Origin of the sequence: Lentzea flaviverrucosa (assembly GCF_003350445.1) — a bacterium.
GTDB lineage: Bacteria > Actinomycetota > Actinomycetes > Mycobacteriales > Pseudonocardiaceae > Lentzea > Lentzea californiensis.
The window spans coordinates 177,482-198,220 of the sequence record NZ_QQAU01000001.1; the positions used below are offsets into that span (position 1 = coordinate 177,482).

General features: G+C 68.5%; 20 protein-coding genes. 11 read left to right on the forward strand and 9 right to left on the reverse strand.

The window, feature by feature from the left end; all coding sequences use genetic code 11:
* Positions 1 to 193: 193 nt before the first annotated feature.
* From DFR72_RS00960 to DFR72_RS00965, 3 genes are all read left to right on the forward strand, one after another.
* A complete protein-coding gene (locus tag DFR72_RS00960) occupies positions 194 to 1,396 on the forward strand; it encodes a glycoside hydrolase family 5 protein (RefSeq protein WP_090072765.1) in 1,203 nt (400 codons plus the stop codon).
* A gap of 20 nt (positions 1,397 to 1,416) precedes the next feature.
* Positions 1,417 to 1,587 (forward strand): twin-arginine translocation signal domain-containing protein, encoded by a 171-nt coding sequence (locus DFR72_RS44825; RefSeq protein WP_143086988.1) that lies wholly within the window; start codon positions 1,417 to 1,419, stop codon positions 1,585 to 1,587.
* A 231-nt stretch (positions 1,588 to 1,818) separates the two neighbouring features.
* Positions 1,819 to 4,008, forward strand: coding sequence for a rhamnogalacturonan lyase family protein (locus tag DFR72_RS00965; RefSeq protein ID WP_211335253.1), 2,190 nt, complete (start codon positions 1,819 to 1,821; stop codon positions 4,006 to 4,008).
* A 248-nt stretch (positions 4,009 to 4,256) separates the two neighbouring features.
* Here the strand turns inward: DFR72_RS00965 and DFR72_RS00970 are convergent, their stop codons facing one another.
* Entirely contained in the window at positions 4,257 to 6,245 is a 1,989-nt protein-coding gene (locus DFR72_RS00970) for an alpha/beta fold hydrolase (protein WP_090072761.1), read from the reverse strand.
* Positions 6,246 to 6,352: 107 nt separating this feature from the next.
* Here DFR72_RS00970 and DFR72_RS00975 point away from each other — a divergent pair, with 107 nt between their 5' ends.
* Positions 6,353 to 7,525, forward strand: coding sequence for a sensor histidine kinase (locus DFR72_RS00975; RefSeq protein ID WP_090072760.1), 1,173 nt, complete (start codon positions 6,353 to 6,355; stop codon positions 7,523 to 7,525).
* A complete protein-coding gene (locus DFR72_RS00980) occupies positions 7,522 to 8,184 on the forward strand; it encodes a response regulator transcription factor (RefSeq protein ID WP_090072758.1) in 663 nt (220 codons plus the stop codon). The genes DFR72_RS00975 and DFR72_RS00980 overlap by 4 nt, the downstream gene beginning before the upstream one ends.
* A 167-nt stretch (positions 8,185 to 8,351) precedes the next feature.
* On the opposite strand, the gene DFR72_RS00985 is transcribed toward DFR72_RS00980, so the two are convergent.
* Together DFR72_RS00985 and DFR72_RS00990 are read right to left on the reverse strand one after the other, a co-directional pair.
* A complete protein-coding gene (locus tag DFR72_RS00985) occupies positions 8,352 to 9,200 on the reverse strand; it encodes an alpha/beta hydrolase (RefSeq protein ID WP_090072755.1) in 849 nt (282 codons plus the stop codon).
* Positions 9,197 to 10,423, reverse strand: coding sequence for a metal-dependent hydrolase family protein (locus tag DFR72_RS00990; RefSeq protein ID WP_090072753.1), 1,227 nt, complete (start codon positions 10,421 to 10,423; stop codon positions 9,197 to 9,199). The genes DFR72_RS00985 and DFR72_RS00990 overlap by 4 nt, the downstream gene beginning before the upstream one ends.
* Positions 10,424 to 10,488: 65 nt before the next feature.
* Here DFR72_RS00990 and DFR72_RS00995 point away from each other — a divergent pair, with 65 nt between their 5' ends.
* On the forward strand, positions 10,489 to 11,061 hold the full coding sequence (locus DFR72_RS00995; RefSeq protein WP_245982390.1) for a TetR/AcrR family transcriptional regulator: 573 nt from the start codon (positions 10,489 to 10,491) through the stop codon (positions 11,059 to 11,061).
* Between the two features lie 26 nt (positions 11,062 to 11,087).
* On the opposite strand, the gene DFR72_RS01000 is transcribed toward DFR72_RS00995, so the two are convergent.
* Both DFR72_RS01000 and DFR72_RS01005 read right to left on the reverse strand, forming a co-directional pair.
* A complete protein-coding gene (locus DFR72_RS01000; RefSeq protein ID WP_090072752.1) occupies positions 11,088 to 12,311 on the reverse strand; it encodes a PP2C family protein-serine/threonine phosphatase in 1,224 nt (407 codons plus the stop codon).
* 65 nt (positions 12,312 to 12,376) lie between these two features.
* Positions 12,377 to 13,222, reverse strand: coding sequence for a galactose-binding domain-containing protein (locus DFR72_RS01005; RefSeq protein ID WP_090072749.1), 846 nt, complete (start codon positions 13,220 to 13,222; stop codon positions 12,377 to 12,379).
* Between the two features lie 179 nt (positions 13,223 to 13,401).
* On the opposite strand from DFR72_RS01005, the gene DFR72_RS01010 reads away from it, so the two are divergent.
* The 3 genes from DFR72_RS01010 to DFR72_RS01020 all read left to right on the forward strand — a co-directional run bounded on the left by DFR72_RS01010 (position 13,402) and on the right by DFR72_RS01020 (position 15,543).
* Positions 13,402 to 13,734: a substrate-binding domain-containing protein gene (locus DFR72_RS01010; protein WP_245982391.1), complete on the forward strand. Its 333-nt coding sequence runs from the start codon at positions 13,402 to 13,404 to the stop codon at positions 13,732 to 13,734.
* Between the two features lie 224 nt (positions 13,735 to 13,958).
* Positions 13,959 to 14,687 carry a GH12 family glycosyl hydrolase domain-containing protein gene (locus DFR72_RS01015; protein ID WP_245982392.1) on the forward strand — a complete coding sequence of 243 codons (729 nt, stop codon included), beginning with the start codon at positions 13,959 to 13,961 and terminating at the stop codon, positions 14,685 to 14,687.
* A gap of 169 nt (positions 14,688 to 14,856) precedes the next feature.
* On the forward strand, positions 14,857 to 15,543 hold the full coding sequence (locus DFR72_RS01020) for a cysteine hydrolase family protein (protein WP_090064468.1): 687 nt from the start codon (positions 14,857 to 14,859) through the stop codon (positions 15,541 to 15,543).
* A gap of 95 nt (positions 15,544 to 15,638) precedes the next feature.
* On the opposite strand, the gene DFR72_RS01025 is transcribed toward DFR72_RS01020, so the two are convergent.
* From DFR72_RS01025 to DFR72_RS01035, 3 genes are all read right to left on the reverse strand, one after another.
* Positions 15,639 to 16,751 (reverse strand): tetratricopeptide repeat protein, encoded by a 1,113-nt coding sequence (locus tag DFR72_RS01025; protein WP_090064467.1) that lies wholly within the window; start codon positions 16,749 to 16,751, stop codon positions 15,639 to 15,641.
* 205 nt (positions 16,752 to 16,956) lie between these two features.
* On the reverse strand, positions 16,957 to 17,505 hold the full coding sequence (locus DFR72_RS01030) for a TIGR03086 family metal-binding protein (protein WP_090064466.1): 549 nt from the start codon (positions 17,503 to 17,505) through the stop codon (positions 16,957 to 16,959).
* A gap of 143 nt (positions 17,506 to 17,648) precedes the next feature.
* On the reverse strand, positions 17,649 to 18,242 hold the full coding sequence (locus tag DFR72_RS01035; protein WP_090064465.1) for a PadR family transcriptional regulator: 594 nt from the start codon (positions 18,240 to 18,242) through the stop codon (positions 17,649 to 17,651).
* Positions 18,243 to 18,325: 83 nt separating this feature from the next.
* Here DFR72_RS01035 and DFR72_RS45260 point away from each other — a divergent pair, with 83 nt between their 5' ends.
* Together DFR72_RS45260 and DFR72_RS01040 are read left to right on the forward strand one after the other, a co-directional pair.
* On the forward strand, positions 18,326 to 18,466 hold the full coding sequence (locus tag DFR72_RS45260; protein ID WP_170176077.1) for a hypothetical protein: 141 nt from the start codon (positions 18,326 to 18,328) through the stop codon (positions 18,464 to 18,466).
* Positions 18,463 to 19,284 carry an SGNH/GDSL hydrolase family protein gene (locus DFR72_RS01040; protein ID WP_090064464.1) on the forward strand — a complete coding sequence of 274 codons (822 nt, stop codon included), beginning with the start codon at positions 18,463 to 18,465 and terminating at the stop codon, positions 19,282 to 19,284. Before DFR72_RS45260 ends, DFR72_RS01040 begins: the two co-directional genes overlap by 4 nt.
* Before the next feature lie 383 nt (positions 19,285 to 19,667).
* Here DFR72_RS01040 and DFR72_RS01045 read toward each other — a convergent pair whose 3' ends face one another.
* Positions 19,668 to 20,567, reverse strand: coding sequence for a fibronectin type III domain-containing protein (locus DFR72_RS01045; RefSeq protein WP_114773573.1), 900 nt, complete (start codon positions 20,565 to 20,567; stop codon positions 19,668 to 19,670).
* Between the last annotated feature and the right edge of the window lie 172 nt (positions 20,568 to 20,739).

The window sequence follows — 20,739 nt, forward strand, 5'->3', positions numbered from 1 at the left end:
CGAAAGTGGCCGCACACCCGCACCACTTCGAATCGAATTCGTCGATCCAGGTCGAACGCACGGATCCGAAGCGCCACAAGGGATTGACTGAACTGATCGGCCCTGCCATGTTGGAAAGCGCTTTCCCACGTGCTGGGTACCGTGGGCGGATCAGCTGGTTTTGGCCACTCAAGACCGGAAGCGAGAAGAACTCATGGGCTCGAAGGCAAGTAGGACCAGGATCGGTTTTCTTTCCACCGTGCTGGTGGCCGCCGTGTCCGCGTCCTGTTTGGTCAGTCCGGCAGCTGCCGGCACCGCGGGTCAGCTGAACGCCTCGCAGATCGTTGCCGACATGGGTGCCGGCTGGAACCTGGGCAACCAGCTGGAGAGCACCATCGACGGAACTCCCGGCGAGACGGCGTGGGGGCAGCCCGTCGTCACGCAGGCCCTCATCGACAAGGTGAAGGCCTCCGGGTTCAAAACGATCCGAATCCCGGTCTCCTACCTGCGGCACATCGGTTCAGGGCCGAACTACCTGATCAACTCCTCCTGGTTGAACCGGATTCAGCAGGTCGTCGACTACGCCTACGACCGCGGTATGCACGTGCTGATCAACATGCACGGCGACGGTTACAAGAACGTCGCCGGCTCCTGGCTGATCTGCGACTCGTCGTCCCAGACGACGATCAGGACCAAGTACCAGAAAGCGTGGGAGCAGATCGCGCGGAGGTTCCAGAACTACGACCAACGCCTGGTTCTGGAATCGATGAACGAGAACTTCGACGGGCAGTTCGGCCGCCCGACCCAGCCGTGTTACTCGAACATCAACAGCTACAACCAGATCTTCGTGGACACCGTGCGCAGGGCCGGTGGCAACAACGGTTCGCGATGGTTGCTCGTGCCCGGCTGGAACACGAACATCGACTACACCGCGGGGAACTACGGTTTCAGCCTGCCGACCGACCAGTTCCGGTCCCCCTCGATCCCCGGCAACGAGAAGCGGATCATGATCTCCGTCCACTACTACGCCCCGTGGGACTTCGCCGGGGAGGAGAACGGCAAGATCACGCAGTGGGGACGAGGGTCGAACAACCCGTCGAAGAAGTCCACCTGGGGACAGGAGGACTACCTGGACTCGCAGCTGAAGCTGATGCGCGACACCTTCGTGGCGAAGGGCTACCCCGTCGTCGTCGGTGAGTACGGCTCGATCGACAAGTCGTCGTTCGACTCGTCGAACAACAGGTACCGCGCCGACTTCGCCCGCGCCGTCGTGGCCACGTCGAAGAAGTACGGCGCTGCCACCGTCTACTGGGACAACGGCCACAACGGCCAGTACGGGTTCGGGCTGTTCGACCGGAAGAGCTACGCGGTCACGCAGCAAGGCATCATCAACGCCATCATGAGCGGCCTCCGTTAGCCGGTACCGGACGAGCCGAGTTGGAGATCCTCGTGATCACCCGGAGGACGGTGTTGTCCGGTGCAGCGGCCGCCGTCGCGGCGACGACAGTGGGCACGGGAAGTGCCCGTGCAGAAGTTGTCCACAGCGGACAGTCGCTCCCCGACCCGGGGATGAACATCGCGCGGTACGACCTCGGCGCGTGCAGCTAGGTGCAGACCTTCCAGCTCGACGGCGTGTCGGCCTGGACGGCCGTGCACCGCACGAACTGAGCCTCCACAGACCCCGCCAGAAGGCACTTTTCACACCAACGACGCGTTACGCGGTCGATCTCCTCCAGACCGACCGCTGCGCCGTCGCGGCATTCGACTCACACCTTTCGGAGGTCGACCATGTTGTCGCACAGACGACGTACCACACGGCTAGCCACCGGTGTCGTCGCCTTGGCCTTGGCCAGCAACGGCCTTGTCATCTCAGCGGCTTCGGCCGCGGCGACCCGTCATGAAGCGGAAAGCGCACCGGCCATCTGCGACGGTGTCGTCGAGTCCAACCACACCGGCTACTCCGGCAGCGGATTCTGCAACGGCGGCAACGCGGTCGGCGCGGCGGCGCAGTTCACCGCGACCGCGTCCGCGGCCGGTACAGCGACCGTCGCCGTCCGGTACGCCAACGGCGGAGCCGCCGACCGTCCCGCCGACCTGCTGGTCAACGGCGCGGTCGCCCACGCGGGCGTCACGTTCGCCCCGACCGGGGCCTGGACCGCGTGGGGCACCAGGACGCTCACCGTGCCGGTGAACGCGGGCGCGAACACTCTTCGGCTGAGCCCCACCACGGCCGACGGCCTGGCGAACATCGACTACCTCGACTTCGAGGCCGGCGGCACCCCTCCTGCCGAGGGCAGGCAGGTGGAAGACCTCGACCGGGGCCTGGTCAGCGTGCGCTCCGGGACCGGCAACCTGGTCTCGTGGCGGCTGTTCGGGTACGAGCCGGCCTCGACCGGGTTCAACGTGTACCGCGGCACCACGAAACTGAACGCTTCGCCGATCACCAACTCCACGAACTTCCTGGACTCGGGGGCGGCCGCGGACGCCGCGTACACGGTCCGCGCGCTCAGGGACGGGGTGGAACAGGAGCCGTCCAAGCCGTCTCTGCGCTTCACCGGAGGCAACCACCTGGACGTGCCGATCTCCCGGCCGGGCAGCAACTACACGGCCGGCGACTCGAGCGTCGGTGACGTGGACGGCGACGGCCAGTACGAGATCCTCCTCAAGTGGGATCCCAGCGATCAGAAGGACAACTCGCAGTCCGGTCGCACCAGCAGCGTCTACATCGACGCGTACAGGCTCAACGGACAGCGACTGTGGCGGATCGATCTCGGTCGCAACATCCGCGCCGGTGCGCACTACACCCAGTTCCAGGTGTACGACTACGACGGAGACGGCCGGGCGGAACTGGCGGTCAAGACCGGTGACGGCACGGTCTCGGGCACCGGACAGGTGATCGGCAACGCCGGGGCCGACCACCGCAACTCCTCCGGCTACATCATCACCGGGCCCGAGTACCTGACGGTGTTCAACGGCCTCACCGGCGCCGTCATGTCCACGGTGCCCTTCGACCCCGCCCGCGGCAACATCTGCGACTGGGGTGACTGCAACGGCAACCGCGGCGACCGGTTCCTCGCGGGCACGGCCTACCTGGACGGGAAGCGGCCCAGCATCGTCATGGGCCGCGGCTACTACGAGAAGAGCGCGATCGCGGCGTGGGACTTCCGCGACGGCCGGCTCACCCGGCGCTGGAAGTTCGACTCCGGCACCGCGGGCAGGCAGTGGACGGGGCGGGGCACCCATTCCCTGTCCGTCGCGGACGTCGACGGCAACGGCACCGACGAGATCATCTACGGCGGCATGACCATCAACTCCGACGGCACCGGCCGCTACACCACGAACTTCTACGCCCACGGTGACGCGTTGCACGTGAGCGACTTCGTGCCGAACCGCCCAGGTCAGGAGATCTGGCAGATCCACGAGCAGAGCTCCGGCGCCGCCGCGACCCTGCGCGACGCCCGCACCGGTGCCGTCATCATGCAGAAGAACAACACCTGCAACTGCGAGGGCCCGGCTCGTGGTGTGGCCGGTGACGTGTACGCAGGCAACCCCGGCGCGGAGTTCTGGGGCAAGGGCACCGGTCTGACGAACGCGTTCAACTCATCCGGCGGCAGCGTCGGACGAGCACCCGCCAGCGCGAACTTCCTCGCCTGGTGGGACGCCGACCCGGTGCGTGAGCTGCTCGACGGCAACCACGTGGACAAATACGGCACCAACGGCGACACCCGGCTGCTCACCGGTTCCGGCGCACACTCCATCAACGGCACCAAATCCACCCCGTCGCTGTCCGGTGACCTGTTCGGCGACTGGCGCGAGGAGGTCATCCTGCCCCGCGACGACAACGCCGCCCTGCGCATCTACGCCACCACGACACAGACCGATCGGCGGATCCACACCCTGCTGCACGACCCCCAGTACCGCGTCGCAATCGCGTGGCAGAACACCGCCTACAACCAGCCGCCACATCCGAGCTTCTTCCTCGGCAACGGCATGAGCACGCCGCCACAACCGAACATCCACGTCCGCTGAACCCGGCGGTCAGGCGGGCCGGCGGCACCGACCCGGCTCGTCTGACCGCCGCCAGGTTCCTCGTCGCCAGCTCCGCACACCTCACACCACCGCAAGGAGTCATCGCGTCGATGCAGCGACGCGATGGACGAGGCCGCGATCCTGTGACTACCCAAGAACACAGCCGCAGGATCTCGCTCACGGGCTCGGCCCCTCATCGAACAGGCTGAGCGGACGGTTGTCGGCGCATGCCTCTGCCGGATGCTCGTTCAGCCTGATCGCGGACCTGAGGGATCCCCGGAGGTGGTTTCTGCCTTCGCACCGAACATCAGGGCGAGGTTCGCGGCCGTGGCGGCACCGAGGACTGCGGTGAGCGGGGCCATCAGGTCGGGCAGCGCGGCGGCGCCGAGCGCGGCCCCCAGGACAGCCGCGCCGATCGCGGCGATCATCCCCGTGCGCCGGACCTGCGGTGTCCGCTCGGGACGAGCCCACGCCAGGTAGGCGCCGAGACCGATCAGCACGCCGGTGCCGGGCACGATCACGGTGGCGCTGGCCACGAAGTCGTCCGGGTTGATCGTCCAGACCACCAGGACGCCCAGCAGCCAGCCTCCCAGGCCGAGCGGGAGCGCGGTCAGCACCCGGATCCAGGCGCTCGCCCGTGAGCTGAACCCGCCGCGCCGACGGGCGCTGCGGGCGAGCAGTGCGAGCACGGCCAGGCCGAGCAGTGCGCCGGCGACGGTGACGCCGATCAGGAGCTTGGCGATGGTGGACATGCTCAACGGCACGTCGTCGAAGGCCACTGGACGGTTGCCGAACCCGGCGCTGTCGACCTGACCGGTGCCGTAGAAGGTGGTAAGCAGGTGCTTGCCCGCTTCGGGGCGGTGTTCCCAGAAGTCGGCGGTGTGGCCAAGGCCGGAGAGGACCACCTGCTTGCCGCGGGGCAGTGATGGGAGCAGTTCGTCGGTGGCGAGCTGGGCCGGAGTCGAGAAGTCGACCTCACCGCTGACGAGCAGTGTCTCTACGTCGCTGGACCGCACCGAGCGGTGTTCGGCGTTGTCCGGGCTGTCGGGCCAGACGGTGGCGAGGCCTGAGGGCCCTGCCCAGAGGAAGTCGGTGGAGGCGTTGCCCAGGATCGAGCCGGGATCGCCGCCGGAGTCGTAGTACCGTTGCGCCGCCGGGGCGTCGATCATGGCGAACGAGGCGAACTCGCCCCACACGATCGAGTCGGGCAGCGCGATGTCCCCCAGAACGGACATCGCCCACAGGGCACCGGCGTCCCCGCTGAGATAGGCGTCGATGACGGTCGGTGCGTTGTTGGGCGCGGAGCCGCTTCCGTTGTGGTGCATGGCGTACTGACTCAGGACGCGGACGTTGCTGTCCTTGATGGACAGCGGCCCCCAGCTCTGAGGGATGTCGGTGGCGGTGTTGCGGATCGAGGCGGCGAGGTCGGGGGTGCGGGCGGCGCACGTGGCATCGGCGCGGCACAGTTCCGCGTACTGGGCGAACTGGGAGTCGGTGATGCGGGGGTCCCAGAACAGGTGGCCGGGCGGGTTGACCGATACCATCACCGACCGGTGCAGCGCTTCGGGATGACGCCAGGAGTAGACCATCGCGGCGCGGGTTCCGGCGCTGGAGCTGAACAGGTTGATCCGGCCGTAGCCCAGCGCGGTACGAGCGGCCTCCATGTCCTCGATCCGCTGCGCGATGGAGTACCCCGTGAGGTCGACGCCGTCCTCGGTCAGCCGCTTGGCACACAGCTCGAACGCCTTGGTGGTGGCGGGCAGGCCCTCGGCACTGGCGAGCTCGTCCGAAGCGCGCATGGCGGCGGCGACCTCGGGGCAGTCCAGGCGCCGCGATCCGTCGACGCCCCGGTACCCCACGAGCACCACGTCGCCGCTACCGATGAGCCTGCTCGCCTCGCGGAAGGCCATGTTCGTGGCACCGGGCCCGCCGCCCAGCCGGAAGACCGGCTCGCCGGGATTCGGCGTGGTGGCCCGGATCCTGGTCACCGGCAACGCGATCAGGTCGGACGCGGGGTCACGCCGGTTCTCCGGGACCACGAGCGTGCCGCAGTCCGCGGCGACGGCGCCCGCCTCGGTGTCGAAGTCGCAGGGCTGCGTGGTCAGCGAGCCGGGAGCCGCCCCGTCGGGCACGGTGAGGGTCTGCTCCGGCCGCACGCTGAGGTACGCCAGGCCGAGGAGAACGGACCCGGCGGCCACGACGGCGACCGCCCGGCGGGAAGGCTTGAACGAAGGCATGCGGCAAACGTAGGGAGCCGCGCCCTCCCGATCTTCCCCTTGCCGAGGAGTCACATCTCCCCCGTGCGAGGGATGCCGCGGACCGAGTTGCTTGCCATTGTCGCAAGGTGATCAACAGCCCTTCGCTGTCCCGCGCCCGGACCAGCCTCGCACGACAGTCCATCCTGGTCGCGGGCGTGAGCGCGACCGCGGACGTGTTGTCGTTCGTCGTGCAGGACATCCCCGTCAGCGCCGCCTGGATCACCGCGCTGCTCGCGATCGTGGCGGCCGACGCCGCGCTCGCGACCCGGACGAAGTGGTCGGGGGCCGTCGCCGTCGCCGCCGTCGCGGTGAACGTGCTCGCGGCACTGCTGCTGGGAGGACCGCGGGGTCTCCGGCTCAACGAGGCGGGCGTTCTCGTCGCGTCGTACCGGGCGGGCGCCTGGCTCCGCGGAGTACCGGCCGGCGCCGCGCTGCTCGCGGTGATCGGGGGCCTGGTGCTCGCCCATCTCGCCCGCGGGTACACCCTCGACTGGCACGTCGTGGTGGCCGCGGTGAAGATCGGGCTGATCTCGTGGCTCGTCGGCCGCTACACCACCTCCCGCCGTTCCTATCTGGACGCACTGAGGCGGCAGGCCGAGCAGGAGGAGCGCGAGGCCCAGCAGGAGATCGACGCGGCCATCGCCGAGGACCGCGCCGCGATCGCCCGCGACCTGCACGACGTCATCACCCACCACGTCAGCGCCATCAGCGTGCACGCGGGCGCGGCACGGTTGCGGCTCACCCGGACCGACGGCGACGAGTCCGCTCTGAGGTCGGTGCGTTCGGTGGAGGACTCCAGCCGCACCGCTCTGCATGACCTGAGGCAGATGCTCGACCTGCTGCTGGGGCAGCGACCGAAAGCGGACCGCGAGCCCGGCCTGGCCGATGTTCCGACGATGCTGGAACGCCTGCGGGAGACCGGACTCGAGGTGCGGCTGGACACCTCGGGAACACCGCACGACCTGCCGGCGCGACTCGACGCCGCGGTCTTCCGCATCGTCCAGGAGATGCTGACCAACGCGCTGCGCCACGGCGACGGCGGCCCCATCGAGGTCGCGGTCCGCCACACCGGCCACGGACTCGACATCGAGACCGTCAACCCCTTCTCCCCCCGTGGCGAGACACGCGGCGAGGGACGTGGGCTGACCGGTATCCGCGCTCGTGCGGAGGAGTTCGGCGGGGTGCTCACCAGAGGGCCGCGACCGGACGGCCAGAATTGGCGCACTGCCGTCTCATTCCACCTCGGAGGGCCGCGATGACCATCACCGTCCTGATCGCGGACGACCACGCGGTGTTCCGCTCCGGTCTGCGCGCCATTCTCGACACCGAGGACGACATCGAGGTCGTGGCCGAGGTAGCTGACGGCGATCAGGCCGTGGGCGCCGTGCTGCGGCTGCGCCCGGACGTGGCCGTGCTCGACATCCGCATGCCGCGGCGTGACGGCCTCGGTGCCGCGTCAGCGATCCTGTCCTCCCCCGGCAACCACACCAGGATCATCGTCCTGACCACGCACGACACCGACGAGTACGTGCACAGGGCTATGAGCGCCGGAGCCCGCGGCTTCCTGCTCAAATCCATGCCGCCGGAGGAGATGATCGCCGCGGTGCGGATCGCGGCCCGCGACGACGTGCTCATCGATCCGTCGATCGTCCGGCGGCACCTCGCCCGCTTCGCCGACACTCTCAGCGCACCGGCCGCCCCGGGGCACATCGATCGACTGACCGTGCGCGAGCGCGAGGTGCTGCAACTGCTGTCCCGCGCCCACACCAACTCCGAGATCGCCGGACTCCTGCACGTCGGCGAAGAGACGGTGAAGTCCCACGTGTCCAGCATCCTGCGCAAGCTCGGCCTGCGCGATCGCACGCACGCCGTCGCCTACGCCCACCTCACCGGGTTCGCCGACAAAGGCCCGAAATAGCTCCGCACCGGACCGGCAACTCGCGGAGCGGCGACGAAGACCGCCGTCACAGGGCTGATTCGACCCGGCTCGACGTGAGACCGGTCTCGGCGTCGTCCGCCGCGGAGCGCACCCGCTTCTTCGGGCCCAGGGGTTGCTTGATCACCTTGGCTCAGCCGTTCCGGCAGTCAGAGGGAGCGGCAGGTCCTGAGGTAGCTGAGGAACGAGGCCTGCAGGCCGGTCACGTGCGTTTCGCGCAGCACCTCGCTGGTGACGGCCGTGCCGCGGGAGGTCAGGCGGTGCAGGACGGTGGCCGCGTTCTTCGTGAGGTTCTGGTAGACGGGCACGTTTCCGAGGATCTCCCGGTCGTTGAAGGTCAGGTGGAGCTTGGCCGGTTGGTCGCCCAGTTCCTCGATCTGCGCGAAGACCTGGCTGTTCTCGCTGGCGACGCCTGGGCTGCCGGCTCCGATGCTCTCGAAGAGCGTGGTGCCGGTCAGCCAGGCGTAGAGGCTGAAGAGGCCGCCGTAGGAGTAGCCGAAGAGGCCGTGGCCGCTGGGGGCCGTGCGGTAGTCGCGTTCGATTCGGGGGTGCAGTTCTGAGGTGACGAAGTTCAGGAACGCGTCGCCCTGGGTGTCTCGCAGTTCGGCGACGTAGGCGTCGGCCTGCTCGCGGGTCGTCGTACCCGCCTGGACTCCCATTTCCACGGCGTCGAGGAACTCCTGGGCTACGGGCTCGCCTGGGGGCACGAGGTCCCTGTTGCGCAGCCGCGCCCAGTGTTGCGCTTCCTCGCCCGCGTAGCCGACGCTGACCTGGATGTACGGCTTGATCTTCTGCATGGGGTCCTGCTGGGTGATGATCAGCGGGGCCGTCAGGCCCACCGCCCAGTTGCCGTCGAGCACGTAGACGACGGGCGCCTGTGCCGTGGCGGGGTCGTAATGCGGCGGCGTGGTGACCCAGACGCCGTAATCGTGTCCGGCGCTGGAGCGCATCTCGAAGTAGTCGGTGTCGGCCAGGCAGCCGTGCCACATGGTGCTCATCGGAGGTCCTTCACAACACGTCCTGACTGGACGACGAGTACGGCGTTGGCGGGGTCGGTGAAGATGTTCGGGTCTTCGAGCGGGTTTCCTTTCCAGAGCACGAGATCTGCCTGTTTGCCGGGAGCGATGACACCCACCTCGGGCAGGCCGAGGATCTCGGCGTTGGTCTTCGTGGCCGCCACGAGGACGTCCATCGGTGTCTCGAGCTGTGCGCGCAGTCCGAGTTCCTCGCCGCGGCGGTCCTGGGCCGGGCCGATGAGGTCGGAGCCCAGCCCGATCCGCACGCCGGCCTCCTTGGCGACGGCGAGGGCCCTGGCCATCCGCTCCCGCACCCCTGCCACACGATCGCGTGCCGATTCGTCCAGACCGGCTGCGGCAGGATCGCGCAGGAGGCGCTCGACGACGGCGAACGTGGGCACGAGTGCGACCCCGTGAGCGGCCATCAGGGCGGCCGTCGGCTCGTCCAGATCCGTGCCGTGTTCGACGCAGCGCGCCCCGGCTTCGACGGCGTTTCGGATGCCTTCGTTGTTGTGGGCGTGCACCGTCACGTAGGTGCCGCGCGCCGCGGCTTCCTGCACGGCGACGGCGATCTCCTCGACGGTGAACTGGGTGTCGGTCAGCCGGTCCTTGCCGCCCACGACTCCGCCGGTCACGCAGAGCTTCAGGAACGACGCCCCGCGCCGGAACGCCTCGCGCACGTTGCGCCGCAGCTCGTCCGCGTTGCCCGCCATCATGGACAGGGCGCACAGTCCAGGAACGTGATGGCTGCTCCACAGCTCGGTGGGCTCCCACTCGGCTCCGTAGTAGCCGTGGCCGCCGGTCTGGCACTGAACAGGGCCGCACGACAGCACGCGTGGACCCCTGACCTTGCCCTTCGCGATCGCGGTGACGACACCGCCGTCGATCCCGCCGGTGTCCCGCACGGTCGTGAAGCCGGCGTCGAGCGCCGCGCCGGCCGTGGCGAAGATGTCCGCCGCGATCTCGGCGGCACTGATCTGGAACGAGAACTGCGGCTGCACCAGGCTCGACAGCCCGAGGTGGACGTGGGCGTCGATCAGGCCGGGCGTCATCGTCAGCCCGCCGGCGTCGAGCCGCTCACCGTTCGCGCTGAAGTCACCGAGCTCGGTGATGCGGCCTTCCTCGACCGTGACCGAGACGGTCGTGGACGGATCGCGACCTGACCCGTCCACGACCGTCGCGCCCACCACCTGGAAACGTCCCACGTGCCCTCCGGTCGGTTTTCCATTGGATAAATTGCTTATCCAATGGATAAACTACGGTGGTGGTCATGTCAAGCACGGCACGCGGCGGCGATGCACGCGAGCGGCTCCTGGCGCGTCTTCTCGACGTCTTCGACGACGGCCTCCCGCCTCCGGAGACGTCACTCCGCGAGATCGCGGCCCGGACCGACACCAGCCACGCGCTCCTGCGGTACCACTTCGGGTCGCTCACGGGCGTCCTGGCGGCCGTGCTCGCGGCACAGCGGGCCCGCGACAACGAGGCGCTGTTCCGCGACGCCGGGGAGGGCACGTTCGACGACCTCGTCCTGGCGATCTGGCGGGCCTACACCCGCCCGGAGCAGCTGTCGCGCGTCCGCGGGTTCTTCCACGTCGTGGGGCTGGCCGCGTACAGCCCGGACGACTTCCGCGAGTTCATCTCGTCGCTGGACGACCTCACCAGGATGCTGGCCTCGCTCGCGGAGCGCGAAGGGCTCGACTCCGGGAGGGCGCTGACCAGGGCAACCGTCGCCGTCGCCGCGATCCGCGGCCTGCTGCTGCAGGAGGTCCTGACGCCGGGGGCGTGCTCGGAGGACGCGGTCGCGCTGATCCTGGGCATGGGCGGGAGCGGTCCGAAGCCCTGAGATCAGCGACGGGACCGCGTACGCGGTCAGGAGGTCGAGCGCGAGGGTGACGCGAAGTCCGTGTCGGCGCCGTTGTCCGCCTGGCGTTCGGTGCGGCCGATTCCGTGCCAGTCCAGGCAGAGCACGGTGGCGTCGTCCTGGAGGTGATCGCGGTACTCGCGCCTCACAGCCCTGGTCGCCGCCCGCACCACCTCCCTGGGGTGCAGTGCTTCGGTGTTGCGGAGCAGCGCGGGGAGGTCGACGGCTTCGGCGTCGCGTTCGAACATGCCGTCGGTGAGCAGCATCAGCCGGTCTCCGGGGCGCAGGTTCAGCCGTTGCACGCGGTAGTGGTGCGGTTGGACGCCGAAGAGCAGGTCGACTTTCAGTTCGAGCTCGGTCACCACGCCGTCGCGCAGCAGCAGTGGTGCCGGGTGGCCGGCGTTGACCAGTTCGACTGCTCCGTCGCGCAGGTCCACGCGCACCAGCAGCCCGGTCGCCAGTGCTCCCGGGCGGTGGTTCAGCAGGGCGTGGTTGGCCTGCTGCGCCTGCTTCACCAGGTCGTCGCCCGCCCGGCGGGCCCTGCGCAGCGCGCCGACCAGGAGGGTCGCCGTCATCGCCGAGCCCACGTCGTGACCGACGGCATCGGTCATCGACAGGTGCAGGACGTCGCGGTCCAGGGCGTAGTCGTAGGTGTCGCCACCGATGTCGTGTGCGGGCACCAGAGCGCCCGCCACGGTGAACTGGGCTGCCTCGCAGCAGGACGCCGTGGGCAGCAGCTGGTGCTGGATCTCCGCCGCCAGGCTCATCGGCGTCGTGCGCCTGCCGGAGTGGTAGAGATCGGTGAAGCGGCGGTCGGTCACGATGACGTAGGCCAACGCGTGCGCGGCCTCCCCCAGCTGCGACAGCACCTCCTCGTCGAGCATGGGCACCGTCACCTCCAGCACCCCGACGCAGTCGCCGCGATTGGTCACCGGCAGCACCACCCGCACCCCGGCGCCGTCCGGCCCCTGCCACGGCTGCTGGGTGCGCAGCACCTCTTCGTGGACGCTGTCCCGCAGATCGACGCTCTCCGCGCGGCCACCGGGAAGACCCCGGGTGGTCGAAGCCAGCCGCACCAGCCGCTCATCACCGACGTCGATCAACAGGAACGACACGTCGACGGCCTCGAACCGCTTCGCCAGGTCCCGCGCGACGACCTCGACCGACTCCACCGGCGGTGCGCTCTCGGCCGCCGCCAGCACATCACCCGGTCGCAACACATCGCCATCCACGGGCAACCTCCGAGCAGTTGGGACCACCCTAACCGCATCACCCGCCCAGCGACCGCCGACACCGGTCAGCCGGAGGCCTTCACCTCCAGCACGCCGACCGAGTTCGCGCCGCTCTGCAGCACGGCCCGCAGCCGGGTGGTGCTCACCGCGGAGAAGGTGACCTGGTTGCGCTGGTCGATCGTGGCCGGGTAGCCGCTCGCTCCCGGCACGTCCGCGTAGGCGGAGCCGGTCCGGTACTGGAGCTTCCACGACGCCGGCAGGCGCACTCCCCCGTTGTCGTCGAAGAAGGAGACCTGTGCGGATCTCACGGTCCGCGCCGTCGCCCAGGTCAGCTCACCCCACTGCTCCCCCGTGTCGGGCCACGTTCCCCACCGCGGGTCGACCGTGCCGTTGAACGAGGGCGGATCGATCCCGTCGTTCCACGCGGTCACGCTCTCCCACGCCGAGGTGCAGGACGCCGACGGGATCGCGGCCAACGCGAGGTTCGGCCCCAGGCCTGGATCTGTTCCACCGCCACGGTTGTAGTCCTTCACCTCGGTCAGCGCCGTCTTGAAACCCGAGGCGTAGGTCGTCTGCACCCGTATCCGCTGCGCGCCCACCAGGGTGAAGCGGACGACGTTGTAGTTGGCCTTCGGGGTGCCGGGCGATCTCGACTGGGCGGCGGCGTCGCCCCACGCGCCGCCGTTCCAGTACTGGACGTTGCACGAGGTGGGGGCCCGGTAGCGGTTGCCCGCGCGGTCGTCGCGGAAGTACAGCCGCACCTCGTCGACCGTGCGGGACTGCCGGAGGTCGGGCTCGTAGGAATCCGTGCCGCCGGACGAGCCGGAACTTCCCCAGACCGGGTCGTTGATCGGGAGGCAGTCCACCGTCGCGCCGGTCGAGGTGCCCGAGGCCGTGTACGACGCGGTCACGCCCGCGCCCTGCGCCAGGTCGGGGGTCGCCGACGTCAGGCCGGGCGGGGTTCCACAGTGCGGTGATCACGCCGTTGCGGATGCGGTCGGCCAGTGCCTGCATCTCGGTCGCATTGGCGGTGTTGCCCCTCGCTCACCCGTGACATCCCGGTGCCGCACGGCTGGCCGCCGCACACCTGGTGTCGTTGCGGCGCAAGCACATCGCCCACATCACCGGACCCGAGTCCTACCGGGCCGCACGCGACAGGGTCACCGGGCTCACCGACGTGCTGACCGAACACGGCCTCACCCTCGCGGGCGGCGCACCGCTGTACGGCTACGACAACTGGGAGATCTTCGCCGCGGACTGCCGCCTCCCACTGACCACTGTGGACCTCGACCTGGAGCAGCTGGCCACGACGGCGGCCACCCACCTGTTCGCCGTACTGGACGGGCAAACGCGTTCCGGCGTGATCCGCCAGCCGTGCAGGCTCGTCGTCCGTGAGTCCACAGCGCCACTCCCCTCCCGATGAGTGGCGCTGCCTGCTTCGAGCACCATTTGTCGAATCGACGCGGTCTTCGACAGCCCGGCTGAGGTCGCGGCAACCGGCAAAGCCTCTTGTGAACAGCTACTTCTGTTTCGCAGGAACACATCCGCGTCCATTCGACGATCTGCGCGCTGGTTGACATCCCGGTATCTTGGGAGCGCTCCCAGACCCCTGTCATTGGAGTCATCATGCGAAGGACCATCCGTGCAGTGGCTGCTGCCGGCTTGTTGGTCGCGAGCACTTTCGTCGCGACCGCCGGCCCCGCTCACGCCGATGTGACCATCTGCGACCAGTACGGCTCAACCACCATCCAGGGCCGTTACGTGGTGCAGAACAACCGGTGGGGCACCTCGGCCCAGCAGTGCATCAACGTCACGTCATCCGGCTTCCAGATCACCCGTCAGCAGGGCTCGTCCCCGACGAACGGGGCACCGGTGTCGTACCCGTCGGCGTTCCTCGGCTGCCACTACACCAACTGCTCCCCCGGCTCCACACTGCCGATGCAGGTCAGCCGGATCCGCAGCGCCACGTCGTCCATCAACTACCGCTACACCGGCGGCACCTACAACGCCTCCTACGACATCTGGCTCGACCCCACCCCGAAGACCAACGGCGTGAACCAGATGGAGATCATGATCTGGTTCAACCGCCAGGGTTCGATCCAGCCCATCGGCAGCGCCGTGGGCACGACGAACATCGGCGGGCGTAGCTGGCAGGTGTGGCGCGGCAACAACGGCGGCAACAACGTGATCTCCTACGTCGCGCCGTCCCCGATCAACTCGTGGTCGTTCAGCGTGCTCGACTTCATCAACGACGTGCGCGCCCGTGGTGCGATCACCAACTCCTGGTACCTGACCAGCATCCAGGCCGGGTTCGAGCCGTGGAACGGTGGTGTCGGTTTGGCGGTCGACAACTTCTCGGCGTCGGTCAGCGGCTGAGACGGACATCGACACAGCGCGCGACGGCCTTGTCCAGGCCGTCGCGCGCTGTGTCTCAAACAGACAGACGACCCATCACGGCTGTCTGCCGGGAAGCGGGGAAGCGGGGAAGCGGGGAAGCGGGGAAGCGGGGAAGCGGGGAAGCGGGGAAGCGGGGAAGCGGGGAAGCGTGTCACCGGCCGCAGAAGAGAAGCTGCACGCATGGCGGATCGAAGCCCGTGAATACGCCCGGCACGAAGCCCGTCGCGGCAGGCGTTTCGCGTTCACCCGCCTCGTACCGGCCCGGACCGCACTGGTGGTCATCGACATGGTGCCGTTCTTCGTGGCCGACAACCCGTACTGCCGGGGCATCGTGCCCAACATCAGCCGCCTCGCGCAGACCCTTCGGGCGGCCGGCGGCACGGTGGCGTGGGTCCTGCCGGCGGTGACGGAACAGAACGCTGCAGCCGAGGAGTTCTTCGGTCCGGAAGTGGCTGAGGTGTTCCGCACCTCTGGCGGCACGGGTCCGTTGACGGACCGTCTTTGGCGGGACTTCACGGTCCACGACGACGATGTCCTGGTCGAGAAGTCCGCGTCCAGCGCCTTCTTCCCTGGCCGTTGCGCGCTGCCGGAGTTGTTGGAGCGTCGGGGAATCGACACCGTCCTGATCACAGGAACGGTCACCAACGTGTGCTGCGAGTCGTCGGCTCGTGATGCGAGCACCCTGGGCCTGCGTGTGATCATGATCGCCGACGCCAACGCCGCACGACGCGACGAAGACCACAACGCCACGCTGTACACCATTTATCGGACGTTCGGCGATGTTCGCCCCACGTCTGAGGTGACGGCGATGCTCGAAGAGCACGAGACCGCATGACCTGCCGCGAGATTGGTCGGGAGATACGAACGGCATGCGCGCTTTGCTCTGGTCGTGTGCCGGCCGACGTGCAGTGACCACGCCGGCCAGGCCGCCTACCCTCGACGCCAGAAGCGCTTCTTGGCTGGCTGAACATCGCCGCTCTGCTGACTGCGGGCCAGGCTGGCCAGGGCAGCGGTCAGGTTCTGCTGGTACGCGGGATTGTCGGCGGCCAGCCGCCGGTAGATCGTCGCGGCTTCCTCGAGGAGACCGGCCGCGTCGGCATGTCGCCCCGTCTCGCCGAGGTGGAGGCCGAGGTTGTTCAAGGCCATCCCGAGGTCGGGCAGGTGGGCGGAGTTGCCCGCGGCCAGGGGGCGGAAGATCTTGGCCGCTTCCTCGTTCATGGCGACCGCCTCCACACGTCGGCCGACCGCTCCGCAGGCATTGCCGAGGTTCGACAGCGCGATGCCGAAATTGCCGAGGTGAACGGGATTCCGCTTGGCGAGTCGCCGGTAGATCGTGACGGATTCCTCCGCGGCGGCAAGGGCATCCGCGCGCCGACCGACGCCTTGGCAGCGGTTGGCCAGGTTGGTCAACGCGTCCGCGAGGTCGGGCAGGTAGTCGGCGTTCTGGGCAGCCTGCGTCCGGCGCAGTTGGACGGCCTCCTCCGCAGGGCCGATGGCGTCCGTGTGTCGAGCGACATCGCCGTAGTCGATGCCCAGGTTGTTCAACGCCGTCGCGAGGTTGGGCAGCTGGACGGGATCCTGCGCGCTCAAGGCCCGGTAGAGCGCGACGACCTCCTCCGCGACGACCACCGCTTTGTCCCGCTGACCGACACTGCGGTACAGGCCGCCCAGGTTCGCCAGGGCACCCGCGAGGTCCGCCGTGAACACCGGGTTCTCCGCCGCCAGGTTCCGGCACAGGGCGACGGCTTCCTCGGTTGGGTCGATCGCGTCCGCGTATCGCCCGGCCAAGCCGTGGATGGCGCCGAGATCGCTCAGCGTGCTTGCCAGGTTCAACCGGTGTCCGGCGTTGTCCGCAGGCAGCCGACGCCACGTCGCAAGCGCCTGCTCGGTCTGCTCCACCGCGTCCACGTGTCTACCGCCCTGGTGGTAGGCGATACCCAGACTGTGCAACGCCATGGCGAGATCGGGCAGGTGGACCGGGTCATCGGCCGCTCGTGCCCGGCACATCGCGACCGTTTCCGCCAACACCGCGACCGCATCCATGTCCTTGCCGCCCCCTCGAACCTGCGCCGGTCACGAATCATAGGCAGACCGACTCCCACTCTCCCGAAGATCGGGTACACCCGAAGGCCAGTTGAAGGCACTGGTCAGGCAGGTACGCCGCGGCGGGACGGCGCAGGGTCGATGAACATCCGCTCATGCCGATGTGCGTGCGCACCAGGAGGTTGCCCGGCCCGTCGTGTGTGCGTTACGGAACACGGCCGGTGATCGCCACGATCTGGTCGAGCAACGTGGCGTCTGGCGCAACGGTCACCGGGGCACCCCACAGGGCCGGTATCGGGGCAGCCGGGACGAACTCGGCCACGTGGTCGAAGCAGGCGCGCACCGTGTGCTCGGGCAGGTCGAAGGGCTGGCCAGTGGCTTTGGCGATGTCCCAGCCGTGCACGACCAGCTCGGTGAGCGCGATTTTGCCCCACACCTCGTTGGGCAGCTCCAGCCCTGCCACGTCGGTGCTGCCCTGCCAGGCCGCTGGCTCGTCCCACGCCTCACCCAGCGCGAGCACGTGTTGAGCGACGCTGTCGCGCCAGCCAGGGCTGGAGTGTGCGTCCTCGGTGTCCGGCAGTTCGCCGGAATCCCGGCGTGCCAGCGCGGCCGAGCCCCGAGACACCAGGTCGACGTGGTCGATGAGATCGGCAACGGTGTATTCGGCGCACGGGCTGGAACTTGTGAGCTGATCATCGGTCACGCGGTGCAACACCTCGACCATCCGATGGCAGGCCGGCTTCAGATCGATCACTGGTTTCCTCCGTACATCCGGCAGACGCGGTCGGAAGTGCAGACCGTCAACAGGCCCGAAACTCATCGATCACATGACCGGCGCCGCCTCATCACCAGGAGAGTTCCAGCGCGTCCACTACAAAGCTGTGCTGGTCGGCCGCGCTACCGGGATTGACCCGAGACAGGCGGCGGATCACCGTTCCGGGTTGCCCGATCACGCAGGAGTGCGGCCGCCCGCACGGACCAGTCGTGGTGTTCCTGCTCGAACAGCCGACCGCGCAAGCACGTCAAGTAGGGCCCGATCGGAGACCCGTGGCGCAGGTAGGTCTCCTCGTCGAGATCCCCGCGGAAACGCCGCAGGATCTTGTCGAGGATCTCTACCTTGGCCGCGGCTGCCGCGGCTCGTTGATCCAGTTGCGCGATCACCGGTGCCACGTCGACGTGGTCGACGGCTTGGACCTTGACCAGCAGGTCGTCACGGATGAACGACGGCTTGCTCACGGAGGCGGCGAAGCGCGCCAGTTCGGCGAGGCCGGCGTCGGTGACCATGAACAGCCGCTTGTTGGGACGGGTTTGCTGGACCACCTCTCGGCCGCTGATCAACCCGTCGCTCTCGAGCTTGGACAGCTCCAGGTAGAGCTGTTGCGGTCGGGCGTACCAGAAATTGGCGACACCCACGTCGAACGCCTTGGTCAACTGGTAGCCGCTGTACTCGCCGGACAACAACGCCGCGAGCACGGCATGCCGCAGGCTCATCGGCGCATCTCCTCATCGTCGACAGGGGCAAGCTCATGATACCCATGGTTATGATTAGTCATCATTCTGACTAGGAGGACGACGTGCCAGTCACTGAACAGGTCCGCACCGCGGTGCGGGACAGCGATCTCGCCATCCGGTTCCACGGCACCGCGGAAACCATCACTGCGGCACGCCCCGGCCTGGTCGTCGTCATCGACGGCTTGGCCCTGGCCAACCGATGAGGCCGCAGGAGAACGATGTCCCGGAACCCGTTCGGAGCGGCAAGTACCTGCGCTACGTCGCCTTGGGCGACAGCCAAACGGAAGGCGTCGGTGACGGTGACGACGTCGTGGGCCTTCGGGGATGGGCCGACCGGCTCGCCGAACACCTCGCCGTCGACAATCCCGATCTCCAGTACGCCAACCTCGCCGTCCGTGGCCGCCGCGCGGGCGAAGTCCGATCCGAGCAACTGGGACCGGCTCTCGCACTGCGCCCCGACGTGGCCACCGTCGTCGCAGGAGTCAACGATCTGCTCCGGCTTCGAGTCGAAACCGCCACGGTGGTCGATCACCTGGAAGCCATGTTCGCCGCACTCACCGACTCCGGAGCCCGCGTGGCGACCGTGACCTTTCCCGACCTCACCAGGATCATCCCCCTCGCCCGGCCGGTTCGCTCCCGCATCCTCGACATCAACGATCGGATCCGCGCCGCGGCCGCCCGGCACGGAGTCGCTGTCGCGGAGATCGCTCGGCACCCCTCCGTCGCCGACCGCCGGTTCTGGAGCGAGGATCGGTTGCACTGCAGCCCCTTGGGCCACCAACTGATCGCCGCCGCGGTCGCGCACGCCCTGCAGGTGCCGGGCAGCAACGATTCCTGGAACGAGCCCCCGCCACCGTTGCCCATCCCGCTGTCGACGCAATGGCGCGCCACCGCCGAACTGCGTTGGGCAGCTACCTTTCTCGGCCCTTGGCTCGGTAGGCGCCTGCGCGGCCAGTCTTCCGGGGACCAGCGCACGGCCAAACACCCTCAACTCCACCGCATCGAGGGGCTGCGGAGCTGACTGCTCGGTCGAGCCGTTGACTCCACCGGGGCATGAGCTCGGAGACCGGCCGGGCGGAGTGGAGGACACCGTGGGGCAGCCCCTCAGCCGAGCTCCAGCACCTCAGGTCGGCCGCATCCCGCACCAAGCCCTCGGCCACCACCTCCGCCACCAGGAACCCTTCCGTGGTTCCACTTGCTGCCAGACGAGTCGATCCCAGAGTCCTGACCGTTCACCTTGCTCACCACGAAGAAGCCTCCGACCAGAGCAAGACCGGACGCCTTCGGCGAAGCGTGTGCGGAGCTGCGACGCGCTCATGCCGATGAGCGGCAGAGGACCCCTCCTTCGCAGGCGCTGCTCGATCCTGGTCCTGGCACGGCGCCGAATTCCCTGCGAACGGCGGGTCAGGCCGGCGGGATGGTGAAGATCAGGCCTTGGCTCATGGTCGAGCGGATGCCCTGCACGTCCGTGGTGACGACCTTCGCCCGGTGCTGCCTGTCGGGGGCCAGCCCGGTCAGCGTGACCTGCTTCTCGGTGACCAAGCCGGTGTGCCCGCCGTCCAGGTACACCTCGTAGCCCTGGGTCGGGTTCCACCAGGAGGAGGCTTCCCAGGCCAGCGTCACGGACGTCGGGGTCGTCGAGACCACCCGCAACCCGCTGGGGCGCGGCGGCCGCTCGAAGATGGCGGACTGCGACCACACCGTGCCCAGCAGGTCGTTCTGCGCCGGGTCGTGCGAGCAGGACGCGGTGACCGTGCCGAGAGGAGTGCCGTCGGCGCGCTCGGGGCGCAGTGTCAGCGTCAGGTCGTCCACGTGCAGGTCGTAATAGCCCGGTGTGGTCAGGTACTGCGTCGGGAAGGAACCCGCGGCCCGCACCGCGGTTCCCTGGGTGGTCGTCAGCCACGTGGGCGCGACGGTGAACGAGGCCTGGGTGGTCCGCGTCCCGTCCGGGCCGGTGATGTGCGCGTCGAGTGTCGCGGTGCTGTCGGTGTCCAGGCGCACCCCGCCGGCCATCGTCAGGACCGGGCGCAGCTCGCGCAGGTCCAGGTCCACGTCGATGTAGGCGGGTTCGTGCCTGGCGACGGTGTTCAGGCCCGCGCCTTCGTCCGGCAGACCGCCGACTACCCACACGGTCATCTGGGCGCTCGGCCCGAGGGAAGTCGTGCAGGTGTAGTCCATCCGCACCGCGGTCGTCTGCGCCGACGCCGAGGTCGCGGCTCCTGTCAGCGCTCCGGCGGCCACCAAAGCAGATACCAGCGACAAGGCGGAGATGCGGAGTGGGCTCCTTTTTCTGCGCAACTTCATGTCCTCTCCGTGTTCACCCGACCACGGAAAGTGTCCCGCACATCATTGTCGGTACGTGTCGACCATTCAGCCGCAGCAAGGTGGAGGCGATGTACGAGCAACGCCGGCATCCCACGACACGACGAATGCACTCTCATGCCGCAGCGGGTGTGATCGAGTAGCTGACACATGA